The sequence below is a fragment of the Stenotrophomonas sp. STEN240 genome (assembly GCF_056756175.1).
The window spans coordinates 107,840-133,934 of record NZ_JBRRBO010000006.1 but is presented as its reverse complement, the minus strand read 5'-3'; the positions used below and the strand labels follow the sequence as shown (position 1 = coordinate 133,934).

Sequence of the window (26,095 nt, the reverse complement as noted above, 5' to 3'; positions counted from 1 at the left end):
GCCATGCTCGGCAGGAGCCTTCCCGGGAATGCCCCTGCCGAGCATGGCTCGGCACTACCAAAGGCGGGCTTTACCTCGCTGGCGACGCAATGCTGTTATCCGGGCTGTCCTCGCGCACTGCCATCGTCGCAGCATCACCGCTCACGCGCATCATCTGCAGTGCCTGGCCATCTAGGCGGAACTCCAATGCCGATTGCAGCCGGTCCAGCGCCTGCACCTGCGCGCACAGCGACAAGGCATGCTGTTCCAGTGCACGGGTGCGGCCCTGCAGCCGCTGCTCCAGTTCGGCATCGAGCTTTTCAGTGCGCTTGTCCAGTTTGTCTTCGCCGCCGGTGAATACCGTCCACAGCACGCTGCGGGCAATGGAGCCGCTCAGGCTCTCGGCGGCCGCCTCGACCCTTGTTTCAAAGCCATCGTCGAACAGGTCCTGCTCCCAGCGGCCACGGCCAATGGTGGTATCGACGAAGCGCTCGGCTTCCCTGCGCAGCTTGCGTACCTTGCGCGAGTTGGCATCGCCGGTCAGTGCCTCGTAGACCGCATCCAGCGTGTCGAAGGTGATGCCCACCGATTCGTTGGCGATGCCTGTCACCGCCGGCATCAACTGGCGCACCCCGTTCTCCAACGCGCGCAGGCGTTGTGCATCGGCAGCCGATACCGTCTGCATGCGGTTGTCGATGCTCAGCTGGCCATCGTGGAAGACGATCTCGCGCATCGGCAGGGCATCGCGACGCAGCCAGATGCCGCCACCGTCCACCAGCACGTTGTAGTCGGTAGCCACGCCGCACTGGTCGGCGGACAACGTTGGTGCTTTGACCGTACCGGCGTGGGCCGCCAGTGGCAGCAGCAGGGCCAGCGAGCTGGCGATGGGCAACAGGCGCATGGTGTGACTCTCCTGCCGGGGGTGGGTGCAGCTTGGCTGCTTACGCCAGCGGCGGCGTCGGCCGGAAGTCACGTTGGCGGATTTCATGCGGAATTTACGTTGTTCAGGCAGGCGCAGCGCGTGCAAAAAAATACCGCAAAAGGCTTGACTGCGCAGTCAGTTCGGGCGGTTTGCCCGCACCGTTCGGTGGCCCGCGACAGCCAGCCCTTGTGCCGCAAGGCTTGGCGAATATTTACTAGATTTGGTGTTGACCCCGTCATATACCCCCACTATCTTGTGCCTCGTCGGTTCCAACGGGGCATGCCTCGTTGGATTGAAAGGGAAGCAGGTGACGCCGTTAAGGCCATTCCAGCACTGCCCCGCAGCGGTAATTGGGAACGACCCCGCCACACAGCACTGAGGCAAACGGCCTTGGGAAGCGGCGGAGTAGGAAGAAGGCCTTGGTCTTCGCGCCCATGAGTCCGAAGACCTGCCGACAGCCACGCGATGCACACCGCGTGGTGCCGGCTGCGGTGTCTTCGAGGGGAAGACGGCTGGTGACGTGGTGCCGTGGCTGCTGCGACCGTCGGGTCGTGGGCTGTCGCGGCTGCTGCGACGCCGTCCTTCCATGCTCGCGCCTCCGTACCGGCTCTGCTTCCTGCGCGGGCAGGAGCTGCGTGCATAACGCTCAAGGACACCATCGTCGTGACTACCTCTCTTACTGACGTCGCTCCGGCTGAAGCCGGTTTTGAACTGACCCCGCCGCCGACCGCCACCGCCATGAGCGTGACCAAGCGCAATGGCAGCACCGAGCCGGTAGACCTCAACAAGATTGTCCGCGCCATCCAGCGCTGCTGCGAAGGCCTGCATGCGGTTGACCCGATGCGGGTTGCCACGCGCACCATCTCCGGCCTGTACAACGGCGCCAGCACCCAGGAACTGGATGAGCTGTCGATCCGTACCGCTGCGCTGCTGATCGGCGAAGAGCCCGAATACGGCCGCCTGGCTGCACGCCTGCTGGCCAACTTCATCGGCAAGGAAGTCTCCGGCCAGGAAATCCACGCGTTCTCGCAGTCGGTTGGCCGTGGCCACGAAGTGGGCCTGATCAACGACCGCCTGCTCAACTTCGTGCAGGTCAACGCACGCAAGCTCAACGATGCGATCGATCCGGCCTACGACCTGAACTTCGATTACTTCGGCCTGCGCACCATGTATGACCGCTACCTGCTGCGTCATCCGCATTCGCGCAAGGTCATCGAAACGCCGCAGCAGTTCTTCCTGCGCATCGCCAGTGCGCTGAGCGAGGACGTGCCCGAAGCACTCGCGCTGTACCAGCGCCTGGGCAGCCTGGACTATCTGCCGTCCAGCCCGACCCTGTTCAATGCCGGCACCAGCCACGAGCAGCTGTCCTCGTGCTTCCTGCTGGATTCGCCGCAGGATTCGCTGGAGTCCATCTACGACCGCTATGCCGATATCGCGCAGCTGTCCAAGTTCAGCGGCGGCATCGGCGTCAGCTATACCCGCGTGCGTTCGCGCGGCTCGCTGATCAAGTCCACCAACGGCCACTCCAACGGCATCGTGCCGTGGCTGAAGACGCTGGATTCCTCGGTGGCTGCGGTCAACCAGGGCGGCAAGCGCAAGGGTGCAGCCTGCGTGTATCTGGAAACCTGGCACGCCGACATCGAGGACTTCCTCGAACTGCGCGACAACGCCGGTGATGATTCACGCCGCACCCATAACCTCAATCTGGCCAACTGGGTGCCGGATCTGTTCATGCAGCGCGTGGAAGCCGACCAGGAATGGTCGCTGTTCGATCCGCGCGTGGTGCCGGAGCTGACCGACCTGTACGGCCCGGCCTTCGAGCAGGCTTATGTGCAGGCCGAAACCCAGGGCAAGGCGCGCAAGAGCGTGTCGGCCCGCAAGCTGTATTCGCGGATGATGCGCACCCTGGCCGAGACCGGCAACGGCTGGATGACGTTCAAGGACAAGTGCAACCTGGCCAGCAACCAGACCCTGCGCGCCGGCAACGTGATCCACCTGTCCAACCTGTGCACCGAGATCCTGGAGATCACCTCCAACGATGAAACCGCGGTCTGCAACCTGGGCTCGATCAACCTGGGCAACCACATCGACGCGCATGGCGACTTCGATTTCGAGAAGCTGGCCGAGACCGTGCGGCTGGCCGTGCGCCAGCTCGACCGCGTCATCGACCTGAACTTCTACCCGATCGAAACCGCACGCCGTGGCAACCTGCGCTGGCGCCCGGTCGGCCTGGGCTGCATGGGCCTGCAGGACGTGTTCTTCCGCAAGCGCATGGCGTTTGACTCGGACGAAGCGCGCGCGCTGTCGGCCAAGATTGCCGAAGCCATCTATTTCCACGCGCTGGAAGTGTCCTGCGAACTGGCCCAGGAGCGCGGCAAGCATCCCTCGTTCAACGACACCCGCGCTGCCCATGGCGAACTGCAGTTCGACGCCTGGAACGTGGTGCCGGCCGATGTCGAGCGCTGGGACGCACTGCGTGAGCGCATCAAGCAGCACGGCCTGCGCAACTCGCTGATGATCGCAATCGCGCCAACCGCCACCATCGCCTCGATTGCCGGTTGCTACGAGTGCGTGGAACCGCAGGTGTCCAACCTGTTCAAACGCGAGACGCTGTCCGGCGACTTCCTGCAGATCAACCGTCACCTGGTGACCGAGCTGAAGCAGCTGGGCATGTGGACGGCGGAGATGCGTGATGCGATCAAGCTGGCTGATGGCTCGATCCAGGGCCTGCCGCAGATCCCGGAAACCCTGCGTCATATCTACCGCACCGCGTGGGAACTGCCGATGCGTTCGCTGATCGACATGGCCGCCGACCGCGGCGCCTTCATTGACCAGTCGGCCTCGCTCAACCTGTTCATGGAAAGCCCGAACATCGGCGCGATGTCGTCCATGTACATGTACGCATGGAAGAAGGGCATCAAGACCACGTATTACCTGCGCTCGCGCCCGGCCACCAAGATCGCCAAGACCACGGTCAGCGCGTATACGCCAGTAGAAGCCGTGGCCTGCTCGCTGGAAAACCCGGAAGCCTGCGAGGCCTGCCAGTAAGCACTGCATAAGCCCCTCTCCCGCCCGCGGGAGAGGGGTTGGGGTGAGGGCGCTCCTAGAAGCACGTAGCGCCGATCCCCAGGAACCAACCCTCATCCGGCGCTGCGCGCCACCTTCTCCCGCAGGGAGAAGGGAATGGAGATCCAAAATGTCCGAGTCCCCCCGTCAAATGCTGCTCGATCCCGGCTTCGAGCTGACCCTGCGTCCGATGCGTTACCCGGACTTCTACGAGATGTACCGCAACGCGATCAAGAACAGCTGGACGGTGGAGGAGATCAATTTCCAGATCGACATCACCGACCTGCACCAGAAGATGTCGCCGGCCGACCAGCATCTGATCCACCGTCTGGTCGCGTTCTTCGCTACCGGCGATTCGATCGTGTCGAACAATCTGGTGCTGAATCTGTACCAGCACCTCAACGCGCCCGAAGCGCGCATGTACCTGTCGCGCCAGCTGTATGAAGAAGCGCTGCACGTGCAGTTCTACCTGACCCTGCTGGACAACTACCTGCCGGATCCGGAAGAACGCTTCAAGGCTTTCGCGGCAGTGGAAAACATCGACTCGATCAAAAAGAAGGCCGGTTTCTGCTTCAAGTGGATCGACTCGCTGCAGGAAACCAAGCGCCTGGAAACCCGTGAGGACCGCCGCCAGTTCCTGCTCAACCAGATCTGCTTTGCGGCCTGCATCGAAGGCCTGTTCTTCTTTGCCGCCTTCGCTTACGTGTACTACTTCCGTTCGCGCGGCCTGCTGCCGGGCCTGGCGTCGGGCACCAACTGGGTGTTCCGCGACGAGAGCTGCCACATGGAGTTCGCGTTCGAGTGCGTGCGCAAGATCCGCGCCGAAGAGCCCGACCTTTTCGACGCCAAGATGGAGCAGGAGGTCTACCAGATGCTGGAGGAGGCCATCGACTGTGAAGTGCAGTTCGCCGAGGACGTGCTGTCCGGCGGCGTGGCTGGCATCTCCACCCGCGACATGCGCCAGTACCTGCAGCATTGTGCCGACAACCATTTCCTGAAGCTGGGCATGGCCAAGAAGTACAACGTGCGCAACCCGCTGCCGTTCATGGAATTGCAGGACGTGCAGGAGCTGACCAACTTCTTCGAACGCCGTGCGTCTGCCTATCAGGTTGGCGTGCAGGGTGAAGTGGCGTTCGATATGGCGTTCTGATTTTCTCCCTCCCTTGCGCGAAGCGCAGGGGAGGGTTGGGGAGGGGTGCTTTGGGCTCTATACGTAGAGTGTGATCGCCGTTTTTGCAGGACCCTCAGGCAGCAGCAACAGCAACAGCAAAGGCACCCCTCCCCAGCCCTCCCCTCGGCTGCGCCGAAGGGAGGGGGCAGAGCGGCTGCGCTTGTCTCCCTCCCTTTCATCGAAGGTGAAGGGAGCGCGTGTCTCCCTCCCTTGCGCGAAGCGCAGGGGAGGGTTGGGGAGGGGTGCTTTCAGGCTTCTGAGGCTTTGTCAGCTTCGCGGCTTACGCCGCTCCTACAAAACCGGCTGCAAGGGACGCAGAGCGCTCACCAGCTGCACAGCTTTGCGGGCGTATCATCGGCGCCAACTTACAGGTGATACCCCCATGACCCCTATCGTCGAAACCAATCCGCCGGTCGAAGTCCGCATGGCGGAAATCGTATTTCCCAACCACACCAACCATATGGGCACGCTGTTCGGCGGCCAGGCGCTGGCGTGGATGGACAAGGCGGCCTTCCTTGCCGCTGCCCGTTATTCGCGTTGCACCGTGGTCACCGCGCGCTCGGACCAGGTCGATTTCAAGCTGCCAATCCGCATCGGGCAGATGGTGGAAACCATCGGCCGGGTGGTCAAGGTTGGCCGCAGCTCGATGCATGTTGAAGTCGAACTGATTGCCGAAGACCTGCACAACGGCGAACGCGCGCTCTGCACCAAGGGTACGTTCGTGATGATCGCGCTCGATGGCGAAGGGCATCCGACCACCGTACCGACGCTGCCGACGCAGGCCTGAGCCGCACGGCGATGAGCACTTCTTCGGTACAGGCCGGGCGTTTGTCACCTGCAGTGATCACCGAGCTGCCGGAATTCATCGCCGGTCATCGGCGCCTGTTCGTGGTCACTGGCGCCGGTTGCAGCACCGACTCCGGCATTCCCGATTACCGCGACAACGACGGCCAATGGAAGCGCACGCCGCCGGTGACCTACCAGGCCTTCATGGGCGAGCAGGCAACCCGCCAGCGTTACTGGGCGCGCAGCCTGCTGGGCTGGCCGCGCTTCGGTCAGGCGCGGCCCAATGCCACCCACCATGCGCTGGCGGCGTTGGAGGCCGATGGCCGTATCGAATTGTTGCTGACCCAGAACGTGGACTGCCTGCATCAGCAGGCCGGTAGCCATACCGTGATCGATCTGCACGGCCGCCTCGACCAAGTGCGCTGCATGGGCTGCGAAGCCCGCTCGTCACGCGCATTGCTGCAACATCGGCTGCTGGACGCCAACCCGGGCTGGGAGACCTTGCAGGCCGGCATCGCACCGGACGGTGATGCGGACCTGGAAGCTGATTTTTCCAGTTTCAACGTGCCCGCCTGCGAGGCCTGCGGCGGTGTGCTCAAGCCGGATGTGGTGTTCTTCGGTGAGAACGTGCCGCGCGACCGTGTGGCAGCCGTGCATGAGCACCTGCAGCGCTCGGACGCGGTGTTGGTGGTGGGCTCCTCGCTGATGGTGTATTCGGGTTTCCGCTTCGTCGATGCTGCCGCCAAGGCCGGCCTGCCGATAGCCGCGGTCAATCTGGGCCGCACCCGCGCCGATGCCTTGCTGTCGCTGAAGGTGCAGATGCCCTGCGCGCAGGCGTTGGCGTTCCTGCTTGATGGTGCCAAGACGCAGTGATCCATCACACCGGTTGAATCGGCGGCTGCGGCAGCGTGCAATGGGCGCCTTCCCCGGTTGATGGAATACCCCGCGTGAGTCAGCTTTTTTCACCGTTGTCGCTAGGCCCGCTTGCCCTGTCGAACCGTATCGTCATCGCACCGATGTGCCAGTACTCGGCCGATGAGGGCGATGCCACCGATTGGCACACCATCCATCTGGGCCAGCTGGCGCAGTCCGGCGCCGGCCTGCTGATCATCGAGGCGACTGCGGTGTCGCCACGCGCACGCATCAGCTGGGCCGATCTCGGTCTGTGGGACGACGCCAACGAAGCCGCGCTGGGCAAGGTGCTGGCAGCGGTACGGCGCTGGTCGCCGATGCCGATCGGCGTGCAGCTTGCGCATGCCGGACGCAAGGCATCCACTGCCCGCCCATGGGAAGGAGGCGGTGCCATCGCGCCGGAACAGGCGCATGGCTGGCAGGTGCTGGCGCCGTCGCCGCTGCCGTTCAAGGCCGGTGATCCCACGCCGGAGGCACTGGATATCGCGGGTATCGATGCGGTGGTCGAGGACTTTGTCGCCGCCGCCCAGCGCGCTGTGCGCCTGGGATTGCAGTTGATCGAGCTGCATGCGGCGCATGGCTACCTGCTGCATCAGTTTCTGTCGCCGCTGAGCAACCAGCGCGATGACGCCTATGGCGGCGCGCTGGAAAATCGCATGCGGCTGCTGCTGCGGGTATTCGATGCGGTACGTGCGGTATTGCCCGCTGACGTTGCCCTGGGCGTGCGCATCTCCGCCACCGATTGGGTGGAGGGCGGTTGGGATGTTGCGCAGAGCATTGAACTGGCCAAGGTGCTGGAGGCGCGCGGCAATCATTTCCTGCATGTTTCCAGCGGTGGATTGGACCCGCGCCAGCAGATTCCGCTCGGCCCCGGCTACCAGGTGCCGCAGGCCGCAGCGATCAAGGCTGCGATCAGCACGCCGGTAATCGCGGTGGGCTTGATCACCGAGCCAGCGCATGCCGAAGCCATCCTCGTCGAAGCCCAGGCCGATGCGATCGGCCTTGCCCGCGGCATCCTGTACGACCCGCGTTGGCCATGGCATGCAGCCGCCGCGCTGGGTGCACAGGTGAGCGCGTCGCCGCAGTACCTGCGCTGCGAGCCACACGAGCTGCGTGGCCTGTTCAAACCGGCAGGGCAGGGCTGAGCGGGAATGCCGTAGCGAGCGTCGGCGGGCGTGCTGCTGCTGGCGCTCAGGCGTGTTCGCTGTCGGCGCGCCAGGCCGGCGGCAACGCCGCAACGATGTGCTGCAGCAGTGCGCGTACTTTCGGGGTCAGGTCACGGCGGTCGCTGACGCACAGGAACAGGTGCATCGGCTCGGGCGAGGCGTGTGCATCGCCGGCCACCTCGCTCTGGAACAAGGCCTGCAGCTCGCCACGCGCGATATACGGTGCGGCGACGAAGGCGGTCAGGCGGGTGATGCCGCCGCCGCTGGCGGCCATGGCCGCCAAGGCATCGGCATCGTCGCTGACCATGGCCGGGCGGACGTCGGCGTCGAAGCGAAGGCCGTCGCGGACGAAGCGCCAAGGCAGATAGCGGCCATTGGTGGGATAGCGGAACAGCAGGCAGCGGTGCTCGTGCAGGTCTTCCGGTGCCTGCGGGGTGCCGGCATTGGCCAGGTAGGCCGGCGCGGCACAGAACAGCAGCGGCACCTGGGCCAGTGGCCGGGCCACCAGCCCTTCCTCCAGCTGCGGTTCGATACGGATGCTGACATCCACGTTTTCGTGGGCATGGTCGACGCTGCGGTCGGCCAGCAGCAGTTCCAGTTCCAGCCGTGGATAGCGCTGCTGCAGGCCGGGCAGCAGGGGGGCAAGCACATGCCGGCCGAAGGCGGCGGTGCTGGCGATGCGCAGGCGGCCGGTGGGCTGTGCGTCGGGGTCGGTCACCGCCGCGTGCGCCCGCTGCAGGTCGCGTTCGATATGACGTACCTGCGACAGGTACAGCGCGCCGCGTTCGGTCAGTGCCAGCTGGCGGGTGGTGCGGTTGAACAGGCGCACGCCCAGATGGGCTTCCAGGCGGGCGATGTTCTGGCCCACGGCGGCGGCGCTGATGCCCAGGGTGCGGGCAGCGCCGGCCAGGCTGCCAGCGTCCGCGGTGCGGATGAAGCTGCGAATGGACTGGAGAGTATTCATGCTGGCCGGCATTTTCAGGGTTGATTACAAAGAAATTCTTTATAAAGCGCCAAGCCTGCCCAGCCTAGCCGAGCGGCGGGCCGCTGCCTATGATGCCGCCCCTGCAATCGCCTGATTGCGTCGATGAATGGAGGCCGCCGAATGATCGAATCATCCCGCCCAGCTGCGGTTGGACGCAGGAAACTGCATGCCCGCGCCACCCCCTATGTGTTCGCGTTCTTCATGTCCTCGATCATGGCCATGCTGATGTGCATCGTGATCACCGCCGCCAATTCCAATATCGATGGCCAGTTCGTGCGGCGGGTGTTGTCTTCCTACAGCCTGGCGATGCCCATCGCCTTCTTCTGCGTGCTGCTGGTACGCCCGCTGGTGATGCGGCTGGTGGCGTTGACCGTGCACCCGCACTGAGCCGCAGGCAACGGTGTCAGCTGCAACTGTCTTTGGCGGGGAATGACCGGAACGGTTACTTTCCACGACCCGCCTGTTAGATGTCGCTGACCATGCGTCCTGATTTCATCCTCACCCTTTCCTGCCCGGACCGTACCGGTATCGTCTACGGCGTGTCCGGCCTGCTGTTCGAGGCGGGCTGCAACATCCTCGACGCCCAGCAGTTCGGCGATGATGAAAGCGGTCGTTTTTTCCTGCGTGTGCACTTCGACATGCGCAAGGCCGGTGATGAGCCGCTGGTACGCGCGCGGCTGCAGGAGCTGGGTGCATCGTTCGCGATGGAATGGCAGCTGCATGATGCACGCCGCCGCGCGCGCCTGCTGGTGCTGGTCAGCAAGCAGGGCCATTGCCTCAACGACCTGTTGTTCCGCACCCATAGCCGACAGTTGAAGGTGGATATCGCCGCGGTAGCCTCCAACCACAACGACTTTGCCGCCCTCTCGGGTTCCTATGGCGTGCCCTTCCATCACCTGCCGGTGGATGCCGACAACCGCGAGCAGCAGGAACAGCAGATCATCGACCTGGTCGAGCGTGAGCGCATCGATCTGGTGGTGCTGGCACGCTACATGCAGATCCTGTCGCCACGGCTATGCCAGGCGCTGTCTGGCCGCGCCATCAATATCCATCACAGCTTCCTGCCCAGCTTCAAGGGCGCGCAGCCGTATCACCAGGCGCATGCGCGCGGGGTAAAGATCATCGGCGCCACCGCGCATTACGTGACCTCCGACCTGGACGAAGGCCCGATCATCGAGCAGGACGTGGCGCGCGTGGACCACGCCATGACGCCGCGTGACCTGGTGCAGCTGGGCAGTGATACCGAATCGCAGGTGTTGGCGCGCGCGGTGCGCCGGCATGTGGAGCACCGCATCCTGCTCAACGGCCACCGCACGGTGGTATTCCGCTGATCAGCCCAGCTGGATCCCGCATTCGCCCAGGGCAATGCGGGTGACGGCATCATTGTCCGCGCTTACCGGGCGGGTCAGATCCCACAGGAAGCGCACCGCAAAGCCGCTGATGGCGGCGTCCTGCGCGCTCCACAGCACGCAGTAGTCGCGTGCGAGGCCGCAGACATGCACTTCGCGGATGCCGCGTTCATGCAGCCAGCCGGCCAGCCCGGTGGGCGCGCGCGTGGCCTGTGGGCCGATGTTCTCGCGGAACGCGCTATACGAATCCACGTCGCGCTGCGTGCCTTTGCGCAGGATCAGGTCGGCATGCTTCCAGTCCACGCGCGCGTCCAGGCGGGCACCGGCGCTGCCCTGCACGCAGTGGTCAGGCCACAGCGTCTGCGCCTGGCCATGCAGTTCAATGCTGTCGAACGGCTTGCGGCCGGCATGCTGGCTGGCGAACGAGGCGTGATCGGCCGGGTGCCAATCCTGGGTAGCCACCACGGTTGCGTAGTGGCGTGCGTCCAGCAGCGCGGCGATGGCGGGCACGATCGCATCGCTGTGCTGGCAGGGCAGGGCGCCGCCGGGCATGAAATCCGGTTGCAGGTCGATGACCAGCAGCGCAACGTCTGTTCCGTACATCGGCAACTTCCTGACGCGGGGGACGCACAGTTTACGGCAGCGGCAACAAAAGCAAGGTAGTGCCGAGCCATGCTCGGCATGGGAGCATTCCCCGCACTATTTGTGGGAGCGGCGTAAGCCGCGAAGCAGGTGGAGCCCAAAGCACCCCTCCCCAACCCTCCCCTTCGCTACGCGAAAGGGAGGGGGCGAAAGCTGTAGTGCCGAGCCATGCTCGGCAGGGGCGTTCCCAACAATGTCTGTAGGAGCGGCGTAAGCCGCGAAGCCGGCGGAGCCAAAAGCACCCCTCCCCAACCCTCCCCTTGGCCTTCGGCCAAAGGGAGGGGGCGAAAGCTGTAGTGCCGAGCCATGCTCGGCAGGGGCGTTCCCAACAATGTCTGTAGGAGCGGCGTAAGCCGCGAAGCAGGCAGCGCCAAAAGCCTCCCCAACCCGCCCGGCTCGAAGCCAAAGCCTTCGGTCGTTCATCAGGCCGCGCCAGTCGCGCGCAAGCAGGCCTTCTTCCCCCCTTCGCACCGCGAAAGGAAGGAAGCGAACGCGGATCAATGCGCCGATGAGCGCGAGAACAGGTTGATCACCAGCACCCCGGCGCAGATCAGGCCGATGCCGACCACGGCGGCCAGGTCGAGCTTCTGCTTGAACACGAACAGGCCGATCAGCGAGATCAACACGATGCCCACGCCGGACCAGATCGCATAGGCGATCCCGGTCGGGATGGTTTTCATCACCAACGCCAGCAACCAGAAACACACGCTGTAACCCAGCAGTGCACCGACGGTTGGCCACAGCCGGCTCATGCCATCGGAGGCCTTGAGCAGCGAGGTGGCAGCCACTTCCAGGGCGATGGCGCAGGCCAGCAGTGCATAGGCGTTCATTGAGCAGACTCGGGGGCAGACGGGGCATGGATTCTAGCGGGGACGGTCTTGTGCCTGGGTGATGCGACTGGGCGGGCGTCTTACGGTGCGTGGATAGACTCCGCGTACGTTGCGCTTGGGCTGTCGGCCGTCAGCCGGGACCGCGATGCAGGAGGCCGCTGTGGAATCTAGGAGCATGGGGGGGCAGTACCGTCGTCCGGGTGGGCATGTGCAGGACGCGCGGCGGGGACGCGCGCGCCTTGCTGTCCTGGCGGCGGTGCTGTGTTTTTTTCCGGCGGCGACGGCGCTGGCGCAGCACCGGTCCTACAACGTGCCGGCCGCGGTGCCCAGCGCGGAGGTGGCGCAACTTGAAGCGGAGCGGCGGCAGCTGTTCCAGAAGATCCTCGAGCAACCGGCGGATCTGGATGCCGGCTTTGCCTATGCGGTGCTGTCCACCCGCGTTGGTGACTATGAAGCGGCCATCGCCACCTACGAACGCATGTTGATCCTGCGTCCGGGTACCCCGCGCCTGCAGTTGGAGCTGGCGGCGCTGTACTTCCGCCTGGGTGCATACCCGCGTGCGCGGCAACTGTTCGAGCGGGTAGTGGCGTTGCCGGAAACACCGGACACGGTGCGTCGCCGCATTGCCGGCTACATGGCTGTCATCGAAGGCGAGCAGAAGCAGCGTGGGGGTTTCAGCGGCATGCTGAGCCTGGGCGCGCGCGCGGAAAGCAACGCCAACGGCGCGCCGGACCGCGACAGCATCAGCTTGAATGGTCGCGATTTCGAACTGGCACCGGACTCGCGCGCGGCAAGTGACAGCAGCCTGCAGTTGGGCGCCTTGTTGCGCTACCGGCAGCCGGTGTCGAAGCAGGGCGATGTGCTGGATGTGTCGCTGGCGGCGGCATCCAGCCGCTACCGGGAACTCGGTGACCTGGGCAGCGATGGGCTGGAACTGCGGCTGGGGCCGGATTTTTCGCTCAACCGCTGGGGGCTACGCGATGGCCGCATCGCGATTGCCGGCCTGTTCGGCCAGACCTGGCTGGATGGCACGCGCTACATGCATTCCGCTGGCCTGGCCGTTGCCTTCCGCAAGCCGGTGGGGCGCGAATCGCTGATCGCTGCCAATATCGACTGGCGGGACGAACGCTATACACCGGCGCCAGCGCTGGCCAGCGCCGAGGGCTATTCCGGTGACCGCTACCGCGCCAGTGTCAGCTACAGCCGCCAGCTTGCCGACGACTGGCAGCTGCTGCTCAGCCCCGGCGTAGAGCGGCGGAAGGCGCGCGTGGACTTCAACAGTTACTGGGAGCCGCGCTTCAACCTCGGCGTGAACTACCGCTACCCGGCGCTGCTGGGCAAGCGCAGCCAGCCGTGGGTGCTGGCGCTGAGCGCGCAGACCGCGCGGCGGGTCAACGATGTACCGATGACTGTCATCAGCCGCGACCAGCGCCAACGCGGCGACGAACTGGTGCTGCAGGCCGTGCAGACCATTCCCCTGCGCAGCAGCACCGATCTGCAGTTGTACGCGGGCTACCGGCGGCTGCATTCCAACTATGAGCTGCGCGAGTACAGCAACAAGTTTGCTGGCTTTTCACTGATTCAAGCGTTCTGAGGAGTTCGGCGATGCGCATCCATCTTCCGGTGTTGGTGATTGCAGGGCTGTTGCTGGCGGTGGCGCCGGCGGCGGCCGAAAAGGTAGGCACTGCGGCGGCGGTGGCACCCGATGCGCAGAGCTATTTTGGTTCGGCCGCGCCGCGGGTGGTGCGGCTGGGTGACAACGTGCTGCGCGACCAGCGCTTCCAGACCGATGCCAAGGGCGTGGTGCAGGTGCTGCTGGTGGATGGCTCCAGCTTCACCATCGGCCCGCGCTCGTCGCTGGTGATCGACCAGTTCGTCTACAACCCGGACAAGGGCACCGCGCAGCTGGCCGGCAGCATGTCGCGCGGGGTGATGCGCTTCATCGGCGGTGCGGCCTCCAAGAGCGCTGACGGGGTGAAGATCAAGACGCCGGTCGGCGTGGCCGGTATTCGTGGCGGCATTCTGGGTTTGTGCGTGGATGATGCGGCGGCCGGTTGTGCCGGCAGTGCCATCGGGCAGTTCGAGTTTGGCGATGAGGCCCGCTTCGAACCCGCGCAGGGGCCGGCGGTGGTCCTGCACCAACCGGGTACGGGCTTCAGCTCCAATGGCGATGGTGCCTTGATCAACAATGGTGGCGGTGCGCCGGTTGATCCGGCGGCGGGGCTGCCAGCGGCGCAGGGCGAGGACCAGGATGTCGGCGGGCTGGAGGCACAGCCGAACGAGCGTGCCGGCTTCAGCGGCGCTCCGATGGGGCCGGCGCTGGGTGTGCCCGGTGTCATGCCGGGGCAGGAGCCATCGGCATTGCTGCCCGCAGCACAGGGCGACAGCCCCGGGCAGTCGCAGATCGAGACCGAGCTTGAGCACAGCACCACGCCGCCAGATCCGGTGACGCCGGTAGATCCTGTAGGTCCTATTGACCCGATTGACCCGATTGACCCGGTAGACCCGGTGGATCCGGTAGATCCGGTAGATCCGGTAGATCCGGTAGATCCCGTAGATCCCGTAGATCCCGTAGATCCAGTAGATCCGGTGGATCCAGTGGACCCCGTTGATCCCGTGGATCCCGTAGATCCGGTAGATCCCGTAGATCCGGTAGATCCCGTGGACCCGGTGGATCCAGTAGATCCAGTAGATCCAACGCTGCCCAAGACCTTGAATGGCACGCTGCAGGGCTTCGCTTCGGCGTACGCGGGCAGTACGCCGATGTCTTCGGGTGCAGCGGCGACGTTCCAGTTCGACGCCGCCGCCGGCACCTTCACTGCCACCATTGCGCCGGAATCCTGGGGCGGTGCCTCGCTGTCCGGCGCGGGTGACTACCTGCACGATCGCAGCTACGAATTCGAGAACAGCCAGGGCAACTTGCGGGTGGATGGAACGCCGGACCTGCTGTGCAATTGCGACTACCTCAGCTGGGGCTATTGGGAGGCGATCAATGTGCCGGGCGTGCCGTCGGATATACCGGGGACGGACGTGCCGCCCAACATCGCCCAGAACGGCTACTGGATCATCGGCAATCTCACCCCGCTGGCCGATCTGCCGACCAATATCGTCGCCAGCTATTCGGGTATGGCGATTGGTGCTGCCTACAGTGGCGGCGTCATCACCGAAGGCGTGACCGGGGATTTCACTGCGACAGTGGATTTCGCCGCGGGTAGCGGCAGTATCGCAATCGCCAACTTCGGCGGGCACAGTTTCGGCAGCAGTTTCGATCTTGCTGCGGCATCCAGCAGCATGCCGCAGACCGCCATCGGCGGCACCTTCGAATCCAGCATGGCTGCACCGTATTTCGGCAGCTATACCGCCGGCTTCGCCAGTGACGGCAGCGATGGCACGGCAGCCATGCTGGGCACCTTCAACGTGCGTGCGGAGGACGCATCGAACTGGTCGGCCAGCGGCATCTTCGCAGGCAAGAAGACCAACGAGATGCCGGTTACCGGCGGCCCTTGATGAGCGCGACCCTGCGCCCTGGCAGCAAGCACAAGTCAACGCGACCGCGCAGCTTCAAACTGCTGCTCGGCGGCGTGGCGGTGCTGCTGCTGGCGCTGTTCGCGGATACCGTTTTCCGCGATGGGCTGTCACGGCTGTCGGATCTGGTCTTCGACAGCTTCCAGCGTGCTGCACCACGCGCGGCCACGCTGGATCCCGGCGTATTGGTGGTCGATATCGATGAAGCCTCACTGGCGCGTGTCGGCCAGTGGCCGTGGCCGCGTGACCAGGTGGGTCAGCTGGTCGATACCGTTGGCAGTCTGGGTGCAGCTGCAATCGCCTTCGACATGGTGTTCACCGAGCCGGACCGCACCTCATTGGGGCCACAGCTGCAACGCCTGCAGGCGCAGGGCATCGCCATCCAGGTAGCGCCCAACGCACCCTTGGACAACGACCAGCTGTTTGCCCAAGCCATTGCCCGCAACCCGGTGGTGATGGGGGTGGCGCTGTCCAGCGAAACCGGGCGCGCGCTGTCACCGCCGCTGGCGGGTCTGTCCTTCGCCGGCAGCGACCCGCGTGCCTATCTGCCCGCCTTCGAAGGCGGTCTGTCCAATCTGCCGGTGCTCACGGCGGCGGCGACGGGCATCGGCAGTTTTTCGTTTCCGCCGGCCCGCGACAACATCATTCGTGCGATGCCGCTGGTGGCATCGGCTGATGGCCAGCTTTATCCCGGCCTGGGAGTGGAGGCGCTGCGGGTGGCGCAGGGCGCATCGGGCCTGCTGCTGCGTTCCAGTGATGCCAGTGGCGAAGCCGCCGCCGGCCCGCTCGCGCTGACTGCGGTGAAGGTGGGCATGCTGGAACTGCCGGCCGCTGCCGATGGCCGCTTCCGCATCCATTACTCCGGCATGCCGCATATGACGGCGATTCCGGCATGGCAGCTGCTGCAGGGCGATGCGGCGGCATGGGCCGACAAGGTCGAGGGCCGTGTGGTGTTGATCGGCACCTCGGCCATCGGTCTGCGCGATATCGTCGCCACGCCGTTGGCGGCGGCCGAGCCCGGCGTCAACGTGCACGCCGAGCTGATCGATCAGGCCTTGAACCAGCAGTTCCTGCAGCGTCCGGATTGGGCGCGCGGTGCAGAAGTGCTGGTTGCGGTGGTCAGCAGTCTGCTGTTGCTGCTGGTGATGGCCGGTGCACGGCCGTTGCTGTCATCGCTGGCTTTCCTGCTGCTGTTGGCTGCCGTGCTTGGCTTGGCAGGGTGGGCCTATACCCGGCATGCCTGGCTGCTCGACCCGCTGCCGGCGCTGCTGTGCCTGCTGGCGGTGTTTGTCAGCATGATGCCGACCCTGCTGTTTGTGGGTAACCGCGAGAAACGCTTCGTGCGCTCGGCGTTTTCGCGCTATCTGTCACCGGCGTTGGTGGAACGCCTGTCGCATGATGCGCAGGCCTTGCAGCTGGGCGGTGAGACGCGGCAGATAACGGTGTTGTTCTCCGATATCCGTGGCTTCACCGCGCTGTCGGAGAACCTCAGCCCGGATGCATTGACCACGCTGCTGAATGATTTCCTGACGCCGATGACCGATGTGCTGCTTGCCCACGAAGCGACCATCGACAAATACATCGGCGACGCGATCATGGCGTTCTGGAACGCGCCGGTGGATATCGCCGCGCATCCGCGTAAAGCCTGTCTGGCTGCGCTGGGCATGGCTGCAGCGGTGGATGCGCTGAACCGTGAGCGTGGCAGTGCCTTGCGTATTGGTGTGGGCCTGAACATGGGCGAGGCCTGCGTGGGCAACTTGGGTTCACAGCAGCGCTTTTCGTACTCGGCCATTGGCGACACCGTCAATCTGGCCTCGCGCGTTGAAAGCCTGACCAAGTATTACGGGGTGACCTTGATGGTGACCGACGCGGTGCGGGCAGAAGCCGCTGAGCTGGCCTATGTCGAAGTGGACCGCGTGCGTGTTGTGGGTCGCAACGAGCCGGTGCAGTTGTTTGCACTGCTCGGTGATGCACAGTTGGCGCAGCAGGCTGAATTCGCAGCGCTGGCGCAGGCCCATGCGCAGGTGCTTGCGCTGTACCGCAGCGGCGACTTCTGCGCGGCGCTGAATGCGCTGCAGGTGTTGCGCATGCAGAGCGGTGCCGCTTCACTTGCTGGGTTGCACGCGCTTTATGTGCAGCGACTTGAGCAGTTGATCATACATCCGCCAACGCAATGGGATGGCATCTTCACGGCGACCTCCAAGTAGTGCCAGACTCCCTCCCAGACTTGAAACCTGCCAGCACATGTCCCTGATTCCGTCGTTGACCACGTTTGTGCTGTTGATCGTCGGCCATGCGCTGGCGGATTACCCGCTACAGGGCGAGTTTCTGTCCAGGGCAAAGAACCGCTTCACCCCGATGCCCGGTGTGCCGTGGTACCAGGCGCTGGGTGCGCATGCGGTGATACATGGCGGTGTGGTTGGCTGGGTTACCGGCAGCATGTTGCTGGGCCTGCTGGAGGCGCTGAGCCATGCGCTGATCGACGATCTCAAATGCGGCCACCGCATCAGCTACAACGTCGACCAGTTGCTGCATGTGCTGTGCAAGCTGCTGTGGGTGGCCCTGCTGCTGGTGTTTGGCCCGCTGCCATAAGCGCTGCGGGCGCGGTGATCAGTCTTCGAACTCGGGCATCACTTCGCCACGGCGCCAGGCATTGATGCCGTCCAGGCCGCCAGTCTTTTCCAGGAAGCGCAGTGTGTATTCATAGCCGGCCTGTTCCTGCGCCCGGCCCAGTTTGAAGGCGAGCAGGCCCATGCCCGGCACGGTGGGTGGCTTCAACAGCAGATCGCTGCCCAGGCCGGTGCCACGCAGCATGCGCCCGGAGGTGATCTGCATGGAGCGCGCGGCTACTTCACCAATACGCGGGAAATCATCGCCCTTGCGCCGCCCGCGCAGCAGCTGCCAGGCGAGCGCCAGCCGCGACGGCACGCCGCCATAGGCGCTCTTCACCCGCCACTCGTTGCCGTGCGAAAGCATGGACACCATGTTGGGCCCGTTCTTGATCGCTCGCATCACCGAGATAGGCACGTTGTTCATCACGCCACCATCGACCAGCACCTGGCCCTGTTCGTTGATCCACGGCGGCAGCGCCACCGGGATGGCGGTGGAAATGCGCAGTGCCTGCCAGGTCAGGCCGTGGCGCACCACTTCCAGCTCATTGGTGGACAGGTTGGCGCCCACCGCAAAGTAGTTCAGCGGCAGGTCTTCCAGGCGCGCATCGCCGAGCTGGTTCTGCATGCAGGTATCCAGGTGGCGGTGATCGAGCAGGCTGTACCAGGGCAGGGTGAAACGGCCCAGCGCCTTGCTGCGCAGGAAGAACTGTTCGTAGTCGAGCATCATCGCGGCGGCGTCGTGGCCGGCCGCATAGGCATGGCCAACCACCGAGCCGATCGAGGTGCCGCCAATGATGTCCAGTGCGATGCCCGCTTCGGACAGGGCGCGCAAGGTGCCGATATGGCCGGCGCCGAGTGCACCGCCGCCACCCAGTACCGCACCTAGCGCACGCCCGGTCAGCAGCCGCGCCACCCGCGCATAGTCGCCAGGCTGCTCCAGCGCCAAGTGGTGATGCAGGTGCAAGGGCCGCTCCTGCAGCCAATGTCGGGTGTGCCGGATCGCATCGCCGCTGTGTGCGCGCCATAGCAGCAGGCCGATCTGGCGCGGCCGGAACAAGGGCAGGGCATAGGCTTCCAGCGCGCTCAGCGGCACCGGCCCTGCGTGCGCCTGATCCTGGCGGCCGCACAGCAGCAACTGGTCGCAGTGGCGCAGCGCGGCACGGTCCCAGGCGGCATTGCCGTCACCGGTCACCAGCATCAGCTTGCTGCCGGCATGTTCCTGCATGCCCAGCCATTGCGAGAGCTGCTGCTCGTTGTCGGCGGCCACGTCCGCCGGCAGGTCGCGCGCGCGCAGTGCAACGGCGGCCGAGCCGCTGGCCTGCAAGGCCTGCAGCAGGCGTTCGACCAGCATTTCCGGAACAGGCACGCTGCCGGCCGGGCACAGGCCGATGGCATCGGCGATGCGTGGCGCCATCGCCGCCGCCGCCGAAGTGGTGGCGGCCAAGCGCCGGCCCAGCACGCGCAGGATGGACTGGGTGAAGCCCGGTTGCGCGGCGGCCACGTGGTCGAAGCTCTCGCGGCTGAGTTCCAGTACTTCCGAGTCGCGGCTGGCCACCACGTCGGCAGTGCGGCTCAGTCCGCCGAAGAAGGCGATCTCGCCGACCGGCTCGCCCGCGCCGATCTCGGCCACCAGGTGGCCGCCATTGAGCAGCACTTCAAAGCGCCCGCGCAGCACGTAATAGACATGGTTGGCGGCCTCGCCCTGGCGCACCAGGTGCTCGCCCTTGCGCAGCTGCAGCCGCCGCATCTGTGCCAGCAGGCTCTCGCGTTGCGACTCGGAAAGCCCGGCCAGCAGGTCGGAACGGGGGGCGGTGGCAGTATCCAAGGGGCAGCTCGCAAGGGGTAACGGTGACGTTTGCCCCTCTGTTATCGCCGCAGACCGTAAGAGTGTGCTGAACCGGGGAGTTGGCAGGCCCAGCCGGCGGCCAGAGCTGCGCTGCGCCGGCCATGCCAAGCGGAGGCCGAGCTTGCCGGCAGCGCCCGGGCAGCGGGGTCCTTTCGCTGACTGGTTTTCAATGCACGGGCGGGATTCAAGAGGTGCATTGACAGGTGTGAAGCCGTCAACGTTTGTAAGCTTGAAGGCGATGGCTGGATTGGAAGAAAAATGGTAGTGGCATAGCTCCAGGCCACGGACGTTACGTATCTTTCCTTGTCCACCGTTTGGGATTACATCATGGCCAAGATTGAGAAACTTTCCCTCCCAACCACTAGAGCCATGCGTTCTTTCAGACGTTGACGGTGGCGCAAGCAATTGGAGTGGTGCGAATAACAGGTTTGTAGAATGCAGGACGCCAGAGAGTTTTTGACTCCCTAAAAGAGGCTGCGCCAGAAGATCGAGTGATCCATCGCGCAATTGCGGATCGCTGCTTTGCATCGTAGAAATTGCTTGTCATGTATGAACTTGCCCCGCGTATGCGGGGCTTTTCATGACGTTCGAAGCGGCTTCCGCCGCTGCTTGGAGGCTTCGTCGCGGTGGTTGTCAATATGTGCACTAACCGCTTCCGCAGCGACGGGCGTTGTCTGCTTGGCGTAGAAGCAGGGCCACGGTTCATGTGGCATCATTATGTTCCGATTAGGGGCATTTGCCTGCGACTTAAGATGGACAGGGGGAACATGAAAAAGACGGCTATTACCATTGCGCTCGCACTATTGCTGGCTGGTTGCAACGGCGCAAAGAACACCGAAATTCCGACAGATATCCAAAACCTTGATTCGATCAAGACAGCGGTGGACAAGCTGGAGCCGGAGGAGCGCGAACTTGTCGCAGGCTACGTCCTGCGACATACGCTTGGAGCAGCGTTTGGAGACAAGACCGCAGGAATCCCACCCGGAGTGACTATCGGCAAGGCCATCGATGAGCAACGCGACTTCTTGGCCCAGAAGAAAATCGAGGAAGCGAAGCAAGCCGCGTTGAAGGCAGAGCTCGAGGCCAGAAAAGAAGCGGCTATGAAGCAAATGCGTGATGCCGTCACAGTCACGCTGGTGAGCAAAGCGATTGAAGTCGAGCGCGGCTACAGCGGGATAGTCACAGATGAGCAGTTCGCTGTCAGTTTTGGATACAAGAACAACACCGACAAGGCTATCGCTGGCGTCAAAGGCTACGTTTCGATAAAGGACCTTTTCGGCGACGAGATATCCGGTTTCGCTCTTTCGAACGACGACACAATTGAACCAGGGAGCAGCATGACATGGCTCGGCAGTCGCTCAGTGAAGTATGCCGTTGGGAATAACAATGATCGCAAGCTGGCAGAGTTGGACGACACAAAGTACAAGGTCGTATGGGAGCCGCAAGTGATCGTTTTTACCGACGGATCTAAGTTGGAGCAGCCGCAGGGGTAATGGTGTGCACCGACCGGCGGCAGCCGAGCGGAGCACGCGCGAAGTCTGCAGCGGATATCACTATGCCCGCTGTAGCTTCTGCCACTTTTTCGTAGCTTGGTCGCGCTGCCCATCTAATGTGGGCAGCCAGCACGTCAGCAGCGACCAGCCATGGAGACTTCTGGCTGCCCAAGCGGAACACAGGAACGGGCAACAACTGGCGCGCAGCGCGCTTGTTCGCCTCCTCCGGCGTCTTGCCGAAGTGATGGCACCACATCTTCGCGGACATGTGTTTGGAGTCGATCTGAGTGTTCTTCATGTCTACCGCTATACGACGCCCAAAATAAAGGCGGGCGGCTCAACGAGCCGCCCGCTTTCGTCAACCAAGCGAGATCGCAAAGCGATCCATCGGAAGGCGGACTTTCTTGAGCCCGTAGAGCCAGTCGTTCTTCTCGTCCCTACGGCCCAGGGCCAACAGGGTCACAGACTTGAGGCCAAGGGCTCGCAGATGCAAAAGCACATCGAGTGCCTCCTTATCGAACCCCTCCATTGGGGTTGCATCCACTCCGAGCTCCGCCGCAGCGGCAATGGCCATTCCAAAGCCAATGTGAGCTTGTTTTGCTGAGTGGTGGTGCTGTTGTTCCTTGGTGAAAGTTGCAAACAGGTTGCGCAGGTTCTGCATCACATCCATGTTTCTGTCAAATGGCAGGCTTCGCTGTGAGTAGATGTACTGGTACATCTCTTCCATGCGTTCATTGTCCATCTCGTCCCAGGAGGCGAAAACGAGGAGGTGAGAGGACTCGACAATCTGCGGCTGACTGAGCGCGATCGGGGATATCTTTGCCTTTAGTGCAGGGTTGCTGATCACGATGATGTTGAACGGCTGCAGGCCTGCAGAGGTCGGGGCCAGTCTGGCGGCCTCTATGATCTGGGCTACAAGTGAGTCGTCAAGCTTCTCTCCAGTCATGCGCTTTGTGGCGTAGCGCTCGTTCAGAGCTTCCAGCAGTTTCATTGATTTTCCCGGTTGTTGGTGTGGGCGAAAACTTCTGCAGCCATTGCTTCCAAACCCTTGGATGTACGGCCTAGAAGCATTTGAAGGTCACGACTTTCTATTTCGTATTGGTGATCTCGAATATCCAGTACTGTCCCTTTGGTCAGATAGATCTCGAAGGTGCTGGCATGGTTGGCGGCCATGTGCTTATGAAAATGATCAGGCCCGATTTGATGGTAGGAGAGGCGTGTTCTTTGAAGTTTGGCTAGCGAAGCGGCAACATCTGAGTAGCCGTAGGACTCGAAGCCAACGAGGTTGTAGGTTCGGCTTTCGTGTCCATTACTCGATATCGCGTTGGCCGTTGCTTCGGCCAGCTCTTCGCGCAGCACGTAGGGCACGCGACCATCTCCGCCAGGGAGAGCAATTGAGGAGCCAATTAGCCCAGAGCCGACAATCATCGGTATGGCTTCGGCGTACATGGTGTTCCTCAGAATGGTGTGCTTCATGCCGCTGGCCTTGATGTAGTCTTCTGTCTCGAAGTGACTATTCATCAATCCTCGAACATGAGAATTTTCGATCGATCTGATCGCGAGGCTCGTATAGAAGATGTGCTCCACCCCAGCCTTCTTTGCGGCATCGACAACGTTCCGATGTTGATCCGCTCGGTTATGGGCCATGGTTGAGATCAGCAGAAGCTTTTTTATGCCGGCTAGTGCCGAGCCCAGGGTGTCGGGCTTGTCGAAATCGCCATAGCGGACGTTGACATGGCCTTCACGTAGTCGATCAGCTTTTGCCTCATCTCGCGCTAGTGTCGTGAAAGCAGTAGCGCCAACCTTCTGGATGAGATGAGATACGACGCTGGCGCCAAGCTGCCCTGTTGCGCCTGTAATTAGCATCATCGCGCTGCTTCCGAGGAGAGGGGCGGCAGCTTCGTCCAGTCAACGCCACAATTCACTATCCACTTGTATAGTTGTTTCTTCTGGCTGAAAGCGGATGATTCGGCATGCTCAACGAAGAAGAGATCGACGTATGCAAGGCAACGTTCGTCATGGCCGTAAAGGACGCAGTGAATGTTGTGAGTGGGAAGTGGAAGCTCGCAATAGTCTGTGCGCTACTGCAGGACGGGCAACGATTCAGCGATCTTGAGCGCCTTCTTGGCTCCGTCACATCACGCAGTCTGTCCAAGGACCTGAAAGAACTTGAGTTGAATGGAATCATCACCAGGGGAGTGGTTCCGGGGAGCAACTCGAGCGCAGTGATTTATGAGCTGACCAAGTCGGGGCGTAGCTTGGAGAAGGTGATCATGGAGATGGCTAGCTGGGGGCAAGTCCATCGCCAGGGGATCAGGTCGAAGAATCCAGCACTTCGCTACGAATCTCTACCAGTTGAGTAGTGAGGCCGCTTGCCGGCTCGTTACATCATGGAACTGAGGATAGATACACATGTCTACGTTAGAGCTGGGCGTTGTGAATAAGATGTTCCAAGCATTCAGCGCCAAAGACCTTGAGGCAGCTGTTGCCACTGTTTCGGAAGATACGGTGTGGACACATCATGGGAGTCAGAAACTTCCTTCGCTGCACTTTAAGGGAAGGTCAGGAGTTCGGAAGTTCTTTGCGACGAACTTCAATACGATGCATGCGGAATATTTCCGCGTACTGAAGACCATTCAGTCAGGCAACTTGGTTGTCGCTTTCGGCGAGGAAAATTCCCTGATCGATGGCCGGGATGGCAACTTCGCTCAGAAGTGGGTGCAGGTTTACACAGTGGTTAATGGCCTGATTACGCGGATGGAAGAGTTCGCTACTTCCGCGGAGGAGCCGGAGTACATTGTGGTTGAGTAGCGGAATCAGCGAATGATTCGGCACGGGCTCGCTTGATACAGCGGGCCTGTTTTTTTTGGGTTTGCTCTCACGATGCGCGTTGCAGCTTCAGCCACTGCTTCGTGGCCTCGTCGCGCTGCCCATCGATGTAGGCTGCCAGTACGTCCGCAGCAACGAGCCACGGCGACTTCTGGCTGCCCAGGCGGAAGACCGGGATGGGTAGCGCTTGGCGCGCAGCGCGCTTGTTCGCTTCCTCCGGCTTCATCCCAAAGTGCTGGCAGCACTTCTTCAAGGGGATGTGACCGGTACCGAACTCAGCGAGCAGCAGGAAGACGGTAGTGGTGGTCATTGGTTGTGTCCTTGCTTGCTGCATTGGTCTGCCAGGGCGTCCAAGCGGGCGGCGTTGGCCAGATAGTGGTTGACGCGTTCCCCGCGGATGATCGGAAGGAACTGAAAGGCTTTTCTAGCCTCTTCGGCTGCCGCTCGATTGGCATCCGCCTTTCGCCGTGGGTCATGGCTAAAGCTGTCCAGCTGTCCGCGGTCGCTCCTCATGCGAACAGATCCAGTTGGGCTGGCGAAGTTGCCGATTCCTGGCGCTGTGCTGCTCGCTGCCGGGCATTTGCGCACAGACCATGAGGGTCCAGAAGAACGCGCTGCTGCGCCGGGTGCGCGCTTCGGTGAGATACACCCGCGCGGAGTGCTTAGCTTGAGCGTTCAGTCTCGGAATTTTTTTGATGCCTGCACTGGACCGTTTGGAGCCCGCAGGGGCAGTAGTTGCCGGTGGATCGTGGCTTCCAATATGTTCCCCAACCTGAAGGCTCTCGCGGCTTGCCCAACGAGGGCGGCCGAATTAGGCGAAAATAGTGCCATCCACGCATCACAAGATCCCGCGCTGCATGCCTTCCCTGCCTCAAAACACCCGCTACGCCGACTCCCTGCGCCTGTCCGTTGCGCCGATGATGGACTGGACCGACAGGCATTGCCGGGTTTTCCATCGGCTGCTGGCGCCGGGTGCGCGGCTGTATACCGAGATGGTGCATGCCAATGCGGTGATCCATGGCGACCGTGAGCGGCTGATCGGTTTCAATCCGGTCGAGCAGCCACTGGCGCTGCAGCTCGGTGGCAGCGATCCGGCCGCGCTGGCGCAGGCTGCGCGGATTGCCGCCGATTGGGGCTATGACGAGGTCAACCTCAACTGCGGCTGCCCGTCGGACCGCGTCCAGGCCGGGCGCTTTGGTGCCTGCCTGATGCGCGAACCTGAATTGGTGGCGGACTGCGTCGCGGCAATGGTGGCGGCGGTGGATATCCCGATCACGGTGAAGTGCCGCCTGGGTGTGGACGAGGACAAGGACTACGAGGTTTTTGCCGGTTTTGTCGACCGCCAGGCCCAGGCCGGTGCCGCGATGGTGGTGGTTCACGCCCGCAATGCCTGGCTCAAGGGGCTCTCGCCCAAGGAGAACCGGGAGATCCCGCCGCTGCGTTACGAATGGGCCTACCAGCTCAAGCGCGAGCGCCCGCAGCTGCCGGTGGTGATCAACGGTGGCATCGCCACGGTCGAGGCCGCCCAGCAGCACATGCAGCACCTGGACGGGGTGATGCTCGGCCGCGCGGCCTACCACGACCCCTACGTGCTGCACGCGCTGGACTGTGCCCAGACCGGCCAGCCGCTGCGTGGGCGTGAGGAACTGCTGCTGGCGCTGCGCCCGTATGTGGAGGCGCAGCTGGAGGCCGGCCTGGCCTTGAAGCACATCACCCGTCACCTGCTTGGCCTGTTCCACGGACAGCCCGGCGGGCGTGGCTTCCGCCAGGTGCTCAGCGAGGGTGCGCACCTGCCCGGCGCCGATTGGACGCTGCTGGAGCAGGCGCTGCAGGTCACCCGCCGCCAGGCTGCGCGGGTAGCCTGAGCGCTGGACCCCGGCGGCGGCCCGCTGTTTGTCCGGCCATTTTGCTGAACGGGTGTACGGGGCAGGGGCAGGGTTCAGATCGGATTCACCCCTAAAAATCAAGAATTTGGCTCAATT

The 26,095-nt window shown here is 63.3% G+C and carries 24 protein-coding genes and 1 riboswitch; of the genes, 15 read left to right on the top strand and 9 right to left on the bottom strand.

What is annotated here, in order from left to right:
- Positions 1 to 70: 70 nt before the first annotated feature.
- Positions 71 to 880 (bottom strand): DUF2884 family protein, encoded by an 810-nt coding sequence (locus tag ACVOKO_RS04625; protein WP_346497727.1) that lies wholly within the window; start codon positions 878 to 880, stop codon positions 71 to 73.
- Between the two features lie 267 nt (positions 881 to 1,147).
- Positions 1,148 to 1,371: riboswitch (cobalamin riboswitch) on the top strand.
- Between the two features lie 268 nt (positions 1,372 to 1,639).
- Here ACVOKO_RS04625 and ACVOKO_RS04620 point away from each other — a divergent pair.
- From ACVOKO_RS04620 to ACVOKO_RS04600, 5 genes are all read left to right on the top strand, one after another.
- Entirely contained in the window at positions 1,640 to 3,949 is a 2,310-nt protein-coding gene (locus ACVOKO_RS04620; RefSeq protein WP_346497742.1) for a ribonucleoside-diphosphate reductase subunit alpha, read from the top strand.
- A gap of 148 nt (positions 3,950 to 4,097) precedes the next feature.
- Complete coding sequence (locus tag ACVOKO_RS04615; protein WP_346497725.1) at positions 4,098 to 5,117, top strand: ribonucleotide-diphosphate reductase subunit beta; 1,020 nt, start codon at positions 4,098 to 4,100, stop codon at positions 5,115 to 5,117.
- Between the two features lie 403 nt (positions 5,118 to 5,520).
- The gene (locus ACVOKO_RS04610) at positions 5,521 to 5,925 is read left to right on the top strand and encodes an acyl-CoA thioesterase (protein WP_282267570.1); all 405 of its coding nucleotides are present in this window, start codon (positions 5,521 to 5,523) and stop codon (positions 5,923 to 5,925) included.
- Between the two features lie 53 nt (positions 5,926 to 5,978).
- A complete protein-coding gene (locus tag ACVOKO_RS04605) occupies positions 5,979 to 6,797 on the top strand; it encodes an NAD-dependent protein deacetylase (protein WP_346497740.1) in 819 nt (272 codons plus the stop codon).
- Positions 6,798 to 6,871: 74 nt separating this feature from the next.
- Positions 6,872 to 7,981, top strand: coding sequence for an NADH:flavin oxidoreductase/NADH oxidase (locus tag ACVOKO_RS04600; RefSeq protein ID WP_346497722.1), 1,110 nt, complete (start codon positions 6,872 to 6,874; stop codon positions 7,979 to 7,981).
- Between the two features lie 46 nt (positions 7,982 to 8,027).
- Here ACVOKO_RS04600 and ACVOKO_RS04595 read toward each other — a convergent pair whose 3' ends face one another.
- A complete protein-coding gene (locus tag ACVOKO_RS04595) occupies positions 8,028 to 8,966 on the bottom strand; it encodes a LysR family transcriptional regulator (RefSeq protein WP_346497720.1) in 939 nt (312 codons plus the stop codon).
- A gap of 141 nt (positions 8,967 to 9,107) precedes the next feature.
- On the opposite strand from ACVOKO_RS04595, the gene ACVOKO_RS04590 reads away from it, so the two are divergent.
- Positions 9,108 to 9,374, top strand: coding sequence for a DUF2798 domain-containing protein (locus ACVOKO_RS04590; protein ID WP_346497718.1), 267 nt, complete (start codon positions 9,108 to 9,110; stop codon positions 9,372 to 9,374).
- Positions 9,375 to 9,466: 92 nt separating this feature from the next.
- On the top strand, positions 9,467 to 10,318 hold the full coding sequence (gene purU / locus ACVOKO_RS04585) for a formyltetrahydrofolate deformylase (protein ID WP_346497717.1): 852 nt from the start codon (positions 9,467 to 9,469) through the stop codon (positions 10,316 to 10,318).
- On the opposite strand, the gene ACVOKO_RS04580 is transcribed toward purU, so the two are convergent.
- Positions 10,319 to 10,939, bottom strand: coding sequence for a nicotinamidase (locus tag ACVOKO_RS04580; RefSeq protein WP_346497715.1), 621 nt, complete (start codon positions 10,937 to 10,939; stop codon positions 10,319 to 10,321).
- Positions 10,940 to 11,475: 536 nt separating this feature from the next.
- Positions 11,476 to 11,808: an SMR family transporter gene (locus ACVOKO_RS04575; RefSeq protein WP_057627004.1), complete on the bottom strand. Its 333-nt coding sequence runs from the start codon at positions 11,806 to 11,808 to the stop codon at positions 11,476 to 11,478.
- A gap of 175 nt (positions 11,809 to 11,983) precedes the next feature.
- Between ACVOKO_RS04575 and ACVOKO_RS04570 the strand changes: the two genes are divergently transcribed.
- Genes ACVOKO_RS04570 through ACVOKO_RS04555 form a run of 4 tightly spaced genes read left to right on the top strand, consistent with a single transcriptional unit; the run spans position 11,984 to position 17,925 of the window.
- Entirely contained in the window at positions 11,984 to 13,402 is a 1,419-nt protein-coding gene (locus ACVOKO_RS04570) for a tetratricopeptide repeat protein (protein WP_346497713.1), read from the top strand.
- An 11-nt stretch (positions 13,403 to 13,413) separates the two neighbouring features.
- Positions 13,414 to 15,315, top strand: a complete 1,902-nt coding sequence (locus tag ACVOKO_RS04565; protein WP_346497710.1) for a FecR family protein — start codon at positions 13,414 to 13,416, stop codon at positions 15,313 to 15,315.
- Positions 15,315 to 17,540, top strand: coding sequence for a CHASE2 domain-containing protein (locus tag ACVOKO_RS04560; RefSeq protein ID WP_346497708.1), 2,226 nt, complete (start codon positions 15,315 to 15,317; stop codon positions 17,538 to 17,540). The genes ACVOKO_RS04565 and ACVOKO_RS04560 overlap by 1 nt, the downstream gene beginning before the upstream one ends.
- Positions 17,541 to 17,577: 37 nt before the next feature.
- Complete coding sequence (locus tag ACVOKO_RS04555) at positions 17,578 to 17,925, top strand: DUF3307 domain-containing protein (RefSeq protein WP_346497706.1); 348 nt, start codon at positions 17,578 to 17,580, stop codon at positions 17,923 to 17,925.
- A gap of 18 nt (positions 17,926 to 17,943) precedes the next feature.
- Here ACVOKO_RS04555 and ACVOKO_RS04550 read toward each other — a convergent pair whose 3' ends face one another.
- On the bottom strand, positions 17,944 to 19,770 hold the full coding sequence (locus tag ACVOKO_RS04550; RefSeq protein WP_346497704.1) for a patatin-like phospholipase family protein: 1,827 nt from the start codon (positions 19,768 to 19,770) through the stop codon (positions 17,944 to 17,946).
- A gap of 788 nt (positions 19,771 to 20,558) precedes the next feature.
- On the opposite strand from ACVOKO_RS04550, the gene ACVOKO_RS04545 reads away from it, so the two are divergent.
- On the top strand, positions 20,559 to 21,284 hold the full coding sequence (locus ACVOKO_RS04545; protein WP_346497702.1) for a nucleoside triphosphate pyrophosphohydrolase family protein: 726 nt from the start codon (positions 20,559 to 20,561) through the stop codon (positions 21,282 to 21,284).
- Here the strand turns inward: ACVOKO_RS04545 and ACVOKO_RS04540 are convergent.
- The 3 genes from ACVOKO_RS04540 to ACVOKO_RS04530 form a co-directional block, all read right to left on the bottom strand.
- A complete protein-coding gene (locus tag ACVOKO_RS04540; RefSeq protein WP_430980715.1) occupies positions 21,259 to 21,540 on the bottom strand; it encodes a pyocin activator PrtN family protein in 282 nt (93 codons plus the stop codon). The genes ACVOKO_RS04545 and ACVOKO_RS04540 overlap by 26 nt on opposite strands.
- Positions 21,541 to 21,642: 102 nt before the next feature.
- Entirely contained in the window at positions 21,643 to 22,275 is a 633-nt protein-coding gene (locus ACVOKO_RS04535) for a nitroreductase family protein (protein WP_346497700.1), read from the bottom strand.
- Positions 22,272 to 23,153, bottom strand: coding sequence for an NAD(P)H-binding protein (locus tag ACVOKO_RS04530; protein ID WP_346497698.1), 882 nt, complete (start codon positions 23,151 to 23,153; stop codon positions 22,272 to 22,274). The genes ACVOKO_RS04535 and ACVOKO_RS04530 overlap by 4 nt, the downstream gene beginning before the upstream one ends.
- A gap of 104 nt (positions 23,154 to 23,257) precedes the next feature.
- Between ACVOKO_RS04530 and ACVOKO_RS04525 the strand changes: the two genes are divergently transcribed.
- The gene (locus tag ACVOKO_RS04525; protein ID WP_346497696.1) at positions 23,258 to 23,647 is read left to right on the top strand and encodes a winged helix-turn-helix transcriptional regulator; all 390 of its coding nucleotides are present in this window, start codon (positions 23,258 to 23,260) and stop codon (positions 23,645 to 23,647) included.
- Between the two features lie 49 nt (positions 23,648 to 23,696).
- A complete protein-coding gene (locus ACVOKO_RS04520) occupies positions 23,697 to 24,095 on the top strand; it encodes a nuclear transport factor 2 family protein (RefSeq protein ID WP_346497694.1) in 399 nt (132 codons plus the stop codon).
- 67 nt (positions 24,096 to 24,162) lie between these two features.
- On the opposite strand, the gene ACVOKO_RS04515 is transcribed toward ACVOKO_RS04520, so the two are convergent.
- Complete coding sequence (locus ACVOKO_RS04515; RefSeq protein WP_346497692.1) at positions 24,163 to 24,423, bottom strand: pyocin activator PrtN family protein; 261 nt, start codon at positions 24,421 to 24,423, stop codon at positions 24,163 to 24,165.
- 547 nt (positions 24,424 to 24,970) lie between these two features.
- Here ACVOKO_RS04515 and dusA point away from each other — a divergent pair.
- A complete protein-coding gene (dusA, locus tag ACVOKO_RS04510) occupies positions 24,971 to 25,978 on the top strand; it encodes a tRNA dihydrouridine(20/20a) synthase DusA (protein WP_346497690.1) in 1,008 nt (335 codons plus the stop codon).
- Positions 25,979 to 26,095 lie beyond the last annotated feature (117 nt).

What these genes read in the sequence shown, in the direction of transcription:
- ACVOKO_RS04625 (WP_346497727.1), bottom strand. Translation starts at nt 880, where the DNA reads ATGCGCCTGTTGCCCATCGCCAGCTCGCTGGCCCTGCTGCTGCCACTG.
- ACVOKO_RS04620 (WP_346497742.1), top strand. Translation starts at nt 1,640, where the DNA reads ATGAGCGTGACCAAGCGCAATGGCAGCACCGAGCCGGTAGACCTCAAC.
- ACVOKO_RS04615 (WP_346497725.1), top strand. Translation starts at nt 4,098, where the DNA reads ATGTCCGAGTCCCCCCGTCAAATGCTGCTCGATCCCGGCTTCGAGCTG.
- ACVOKO_RS04610 (WP_282267570.1), top strand. Translation starts at nt 5,521, where the DNA reads ATGACCCCTATCGTCGAAACCAATCCGCCGGTCGAAGTCCGCATGGCG.
- ACVOKO_RS04595 (WP_346497720.1), bottom strand. Translation starts at nt 8,966, where the DNA reads ATGAATACTCTCCAGTCCATTCGCAGCTTCATCCGCACCGCGGACGCT.
- ACVOKO_RS04590 (WP_346497718.1), top strand. Translation starts at nt 9,108, where the DNA reads ATGATCGAATCATCCCGCCCAGCTGCGGTTGGACGCAGGAAACTGCAT.
- purU (WP_346497717.1), top strand. Translation starts at nt 9,467, where the DNA reads ATGCGTCCTGATTTCATCCTCACCCTTTCCTGCCCGGACCGTACCGGT.
- ACVOKO_RS04580 (WP_346497715.1), bottom strand. Translation starts at nt 10,939, where the DNA reads ATGTACGGAACAGACGTTGCGCTGCTGGTCATCGACCTGCAACCGGAT.
- ACVOKO_RS04575 (WP_057627004.1), bottom strand. Translation starts at nt 11,808, where the DNA reads ATGAACGCCTATGCACTGCTGGCCTGCGCCATCGCCCTGGAAGTGGCT.
- ACVOKO_RS04570 (WP_346497713.1), top strand. Translation starts at nt 11,984, where the DNA reads ATGGGGGGGCAGTACCGTCGTCCGGGTGGGCATGTGCAGGACGCGCGG.
- ACVOKO_RS04565 (WP_346497710.1), top strand. Translation starts at nt 13,414, where the DNA reads ATGCGCATCCATCTTCCGGTGTTGGTGATTGCAGGGCTGTTGCTGGCG.
- ACVOKO_RS04560 (WP_346497708.1), top strand. Translation starts at nt 15,315, where the DNA reads ATGAGCGCGACCCTGCGCCCTGGCAGCAAGCACAAGTCAACGCGACCG.
- ACVOKO_RS04555 (WP_346497706.1), top strand. Translation starts at nt 17,578, where the DNA reads ATGTCCCTGATTCCGTCGTTGACCACGTTTGTGCTGTTGATCGTCGGC.
- ACVOKO_RS04545 (WP_346497702.1), top strand. Translation starts at nt 20,559, where the DNA reads ATGAAAAAGACGGCTATTACCATTGCGCTCGCACTATTGCTGGCTGGT.
- ACVOKO_RS04540 (WP_430980715.1), bottom strand. Translation starts at nt 21,540, where the DNA reads ATGTGGTGCCATCACTTCGGCAAGACGCCGGAGGAGGCGAACAAGCGC.
- ACVOKO_RS04535 (WP_346497700.1), bottom strand. Translation starts at nt 22,275, where the DNA reads ATGAAACTGCTGGAAGCTCTGAACGAGCGCTACGCCACAAAGCGCATG.
- ACVOKO_RS04530 (WP_346497698.1), bottom strand. Translation starts at nt 23,153, where the DNA reads ATGATGCTAATTACAGGCGCAACAGGGCAGCTTGGCGCCAGCGTCGTA.
- ACVOKO_RS04525 (WP_346497696.1), top strand. Translation starts at nt 23,258, where the DNA reads ATGCTCAACGAAGAAGAGATCGACGTATGCAAGGCAACGTTCGTCATG.
- ACVOKO_RS04520 (WP_346497694.1), top strand. Translation starts at nt 23,697, where the DNA reads ATGTCTACGTTAGAGCTGGGCGTTGTGAATAAGATGTTCCAAGCATTC.
- ACVOKO_RS04515 (WP_346497692.1), bottom strand. Translation starts at nt 24,423, where the DNA reads ATGACCACCACTACCGTCTTCCTGCTGCTCGCTGAGTTCGGTACCGGT.
- dusA (WP_346497690.1), top strand. Translation starts at nt 24,971, where the DNA reads ATGCCTTCCCTGCCTCAAAACACCCGCTACGCCGACTCCCTGCGCCTG.